At 67.7% G+C, this 4,507-nt stretch carries 5 protein-coding genes; 2 read left to right on the top strand and 3 right to left on the bottom strand.

The genetic code is table 11. From position 1 onward, the window contains the following. The coding region (locus QZ609_RS24930) for a TetR/AcrR family transcriptional regulator (protein ID WP_295500669.1) at positions 1-557 on the top strand (557 nt) is incomplete at its 5' end. Continuing rightward, positions 557-1,141 (top strand): TIGR00730 family Rossman fold protein, encoded by a 585-nt coding sequence (locus QZ609_RS24925; RefSeq protein WP_295500667.1) that lies wholly within the window; start codon positions 557-559, stop codon positions 1,139-1,141. The genes QZ609_RS24930 and QZ609_RS24925, both read left to right, overlap by 1 nt. Position 1,142: 1 nt before the next feature. Here QZ609_RS24925 and QZ609_RS24920 read toward each other — a convergent pair whose 3' ends face one another. From QZ609_RS24920 to QZ609_RS24910, 3 genes are all read right to left on the bottom strand, one after another. Continuing rightward, complete coding sequence (locus tag QZ609_RS24920) at positions 1,143-1,721, bottom strand: DUF924 family protein (protein WP_295500664.1); 579 nt, start codon at positions 1,719-1,721, stop codon at positions 1,143-1,145. Positions 1,722-1,769: 48 nt separating this feature from the next. Continuing rightward, the gene (locus tag QZ609_RS24915) at positions 1,770-2,174 is read right to left on the bottom strand and encodes a group II truncated hemoglobin (protein WP_295500661.1); all 405 of its coding nucleotides are present in this window, start codon (positions 2,172-2,174) and stop codon (positions 1,770-1,772) included. 46 nt (positions 2,175-2,220) lie between these two features. Next, a partial coding sequence (locus QZ609_RS24910) for an ABC transporter permease (protein ID WP_295500658.1) occupies positions 2,221-4,507 on the bottom strand: 2,287 nt, incomplete at its 5' end.

Here is a 4,507-nt window from a genome sequence, read left to right as displayed (position 1 = left end):
GCAACCTGTACTACCACTTCCGCAACAAGGACGACATCATCAACTCGATCTTCGTCCAGTTCGAGCAGGAGATGGCGCGCCGCCTGAAGCTGCCCGAAGACCACAAGGCCACGCTGGACGAGACCTGGGGCTACCTGCAGTACATGTCGGAGTTCATCTGGAACTACCGCTTCCTGTACCGCGACATCAATGATCTGCTGGCGCGCAACCGCATGCTGGAGTTGAACTTCAAGCGCATCGTCGAGCAGAAGCGCCACTTTGCGATGGACATTTGCCACCAGTTCATCCAGGACGGCGAGATGGAGGCCACGGCCGAACAGATCGACGTCATCTGCACCAACATGGTGGTGGTGGGCACGTACTGGCTGTCGTTCCAGTTCGTGCTGCATCCGCGCCAGTACAACGACCCCAAGGCCATCCGCGACCATCTGCATGGCGTGAGCTATCACCTGCTGTCGATCCTCGCGCCTTACCTGCGCGGCAAGCCGCGGCGCGCCTTCGATCTGCTGGCCATCAGCCGCAGCAACGATCCGCCGCTCGAAACCAAACCAAGCTGATGAAATCGATCTGCGTTTATTGCGGTTCCAGCCCGGGCGTGCGCCCGGAATACAAGGCCGGCGCCATCGCGCTGGGCAACAAGTTGGTCGAGCGTGGCCTCACGCTCGTCTACGGCGGCGGCAACGTTGGCCTGATGGGCATCGTGGCCGATGCGGTGCTGCACGGGGGCAACCCGGTCATCGGCATCATCCCGAAATCGCTGGTGCGCAAGGAGGTCGGGCATAAGGAGCTGACCGAGCTGCACATCGTCGACAGCATGCACCAGCGTAAGCAGATGATGGCGGACCGCGCCGACGCCTTCATCGCCATGCCCGGTGGCGTGGGCACCTACGAAGAGCTGTTCGAGACCTTCACCTGGCTGCAGCTCGGCTATCACAACAAGCCGATCGGCCTGCTGAACGTGGCGGGCTTCTACGACAAGATGCTCGCCTTCATCGACCACGCGGTGGCCGAAGGCTTCCTCAAGCGCCACCACGCCGACCTGCTCCACGTGAGCGACGACCCCGACACGCTGATCGACATGCTGGCCAGCGCCCCGCGCGACACCGTCGACAAGTGGTCGGAGCGGCGCGAGCGCACCTGACCTAGAACGAAGACCCCGGCTGGGTCAGGAACACCGCCTCCTCGGCCGTGGAGACACGCCCGAGCACCGCATTGCGATGCGGGAAGCGCCCGAAGCGCGCGATGATCTCCCGGTGCTTTTCCGCCCAGAGCAGCGAGTCCGCATCACCGTCACGGTCACGCAGGCGCGTGTAGAGGCGAATCGATTCGTCCTGTGCGGCGAGCGATTCGCTGTGTTCGAACGGCAGGTAGCAGAAACTGCGGTGATGCCGCGTTGGCAACTCGGTGTCCCAACCGGCGGCCACGACGATCTGCGCGGTGTGCAGCGCGGCCGCGTCGCTGGCAAAGGCGCGCGGCGAGCCACGGAACATGTTGCGCGGGAACTGGTCGAGCACCACGATGCGCGCGATGGCCTCCAGCGGCGTGTCCATCCAGGTGTCGGCGTCGCCCGTGGCAAGCGCCTCCCACAGCGGCAGGAAGCGCGCGCGGATCTCGGCATCGAAGGCCTCGGACTTCTTGAACCACTCGGCGCGCGCGTCGGTCAGCGGCGCGGTGCCAAACCAGAACGCGAGCACATCGTCGGCGGTGGGCAAACCGATCATGCGGAGCTCCTCTCTGCTCTTGGGGGTGTTCTTGTTCAGCGTGCGCGCCTAGCGCGGCACGTTGCGCATCCAGTCGGCGGTCTGCCAGAAGGCTTGCATCAGGCGCAGTTGCAGGGCTTCGTCGATGCCGAGGTCCTGCATCGCCAACGCCATGCAGCGCATCCACTGGTCGCGCTCCTGCGTGCCGATCTCGAATGGCAGATGGCGCGCGCGCAGGCGCGGGTGGCCAAAGCGCTCGATGTAGTGGCTCGGGCCGCCCAGCCAGCCGCACAGGAACCAGAACAGCTTGTCGCGCGAGCCCTCCAGGCTGGGCGGGTGCACCGCGCGCAGCACGGCAAACTCGGGCTCGAGGTCCATCAGGTCGTAGAAGCGGTCGACGAGTTCGCGCACGCGCGCCTCGCCGCCGATCAGGTCAAAGGCCAGGGTTTCCTGGCCGGAAGTCGCATCAGTCATACAGCACTCACATCAACAAAACGTTCAAGCCGCAGTCAGGCCGCATTCAGGCATCGCGTAGGGTGGCCATGGCCGGGCGGCGCAGCACTTCGCGCAAGCCCAGCCAACCGCCCGCAAACGCGCACAGCATGCCAGCCACGATGCCCACCGGCAGGATCGCCGGGTTGAAACGATACGGGAAATCGAACACGTGCACCGACAGCACCCAGCCGATGACGATGGCGCCCACGCTGGCCATCAAGCCGGCGAGGCCGCCGACGATCAGCACCTCGGCGTACTGGGTCTGGCGCACCACCGCCGAGCCGGCACCCAGCGCGCGCAGCACACCGGCATCGCGCAGGCGCTCGTCACGCGAGCCGGACAGCGCCGCGTACAGCACCAGCACGCCTGCTGCCAGCGTAAAGACGAAGAGGAACTCCACCGCCGCCGTCACCTGGTCCATCACGCCCTGCACCTGGTGCAGGATCAATTCGGTATCGACCACCGTCAGGTTGGGAAACTCGCGCACCAGCCTGGCCGGCAGATCGGCCTGGCCCGAGGGAATGCGGAATGCCGTCACGTAGGTCTGCGGCATGTCGCGCAGCGCCACCGGCGGCAGGATCACGAAGAAGTTCACGCGCATCGAGCTCCAGTCGAGCTTGCGCAGCGAGGTGATGGGCGCATCCACCGTCTGCCCGGCGACGTCGAAGCGCAGCACGTCGCCCAGGCGCAGGTTGAGCGTCTTGGCGATGCCCTCCTCCACCGACGCCTCCGGCTTCTGCCCGCCGAACCACTGGCCCGCGATGATGCGGTTCTCAGGCGGTTGCGCAGTCGCATAGGACAGATTGAACTCGCGCTCGACCAGGTTGCGCGCGCGCGATTCGGCGTAGGAGTCACGGCCAATGGTGTGGCCATTCACCTGCGTCAGGCGCCCGCGCACCATCGGATACAGCTTCGGCTCGGCCACGCCCGCCCGCGCCAGCACCTGCGACACCGGCGCCACCTGGTCCGGCTGGATATTGATGATGAAGCGGTTCGGCGCATCGGCCGGGGTGGCGTTGTGCCACGAGCGGATCAGGTCGTTGCGCGTCATGGCCAGCAGCAGCAGCGCCATCAGACCCACCGCCAGCGACACGGTCTGCAGCACGCTTACCCCGCGCCGGCGCTCCAGCACCGCCAGCGCAAAGCGCCAGCCGACGCCCAGCGCCCGCCCGCGCCCCAGCGAAGCCGCCATCGCGCGCAGACCGCCCGCCGCCAGCAGCGCAAACACGACGACGGCGCCGGCAAACCCAGCTGCCGTCAGCGCGCCCAGCTTGAGGTCGCGCGCCGACACCACCAGCAGCGCAAAGAACGCAGCCGCCCCCAGCGCATAGCCGACCCAGGCCGCCATGGCGCGCTCGCCCGCATCCCGGCGCAGCACACGCAGCGGCGGCACGCGCACCAGGCTCAGCAGCGGCGGTACCGCAAAGCCGACCAGCAGCACCAGCCCCGCCGCCAGCCCCACCAGCGCCGGCCACACCGATGGCGCCGGCAGCGTCACCGTCACCAGATCGCCCAGCGACGCCAGCAGCAGCCAGTGCGCGCCATACCCCAGCGCCACGCCCACCGCCGAGCCGATCAGCCCGACCGCCAGGAACTCCAGCGCAAACATGCCGAGAATCTGCCCCTGCTTCAGCCCCAGGCACTTGATGATGGCCACCGCATCGGTATGCCGCGCCGTGTAGCGCCGCGCGGCCATGGTGATCGCCACCGCCGCGATCATCGCCGCCAGCAGCGCGACCAGCGACAGGAAGCGCTCGGCGCGGTCCAGCGTTTCGCGCATCTGCGGCTGGCCGTTCTGCAGCGATTCGATGCGCACGCCGCGCAGCTGGCGCGTCTTCAGCTCGTTCTCGGTCCAGGTGCGGAAGGCCGCGGCGGCGGCATCGGGCCCCGCCACCAGCAGGCGATACGTGACGCGGCTGCCATAGGCGACGAGCCCGGTGGAGGCCAGGTCGGCCATCGGCAGCATCACGCGCGGCGCGAAGTTCATGAAGCCGGCGCCACGGTCCAGCTCCTGTGTGATGACATGCGCAATCTTGAAGGTGCGCGTGCCGAGCCGGATGGCGTCGCCCACGTGCACACCCAGCGCTTCGAGCAGCGGCGCGTCAACCCATACGGTGCCGGCAGTGGGAATCGTGCCGATGGGGGCGCCGATCGTGTCGCGCCCGTCGCTCACCTTGACCGCACCGCGCAGCGGGTAGCCCGTATCGACTGCCTTGAGCGCCGCCAGCTGCGAGGCCGGCTCGCCCGACGCCCCGGTCGTGAGCGTGCTCGCCATGCTGGGGAACGCCGCCGTATGCGTGACCTGCAGGCCG

Source organism: uncultured Ralstonia sp. (genome assembly GCA_913056305.1).
GTDB lineage: Bacteria > Pseudomonadota > Gammaproteobacteria > Burkholderiales > Burkholderiaceae > Ralstonia.
The sequence above is the reverse complement of the archived record's forward strand: the minus strand, read 5'-3'. Positions and strand labels throughout refer to the sequence as shown.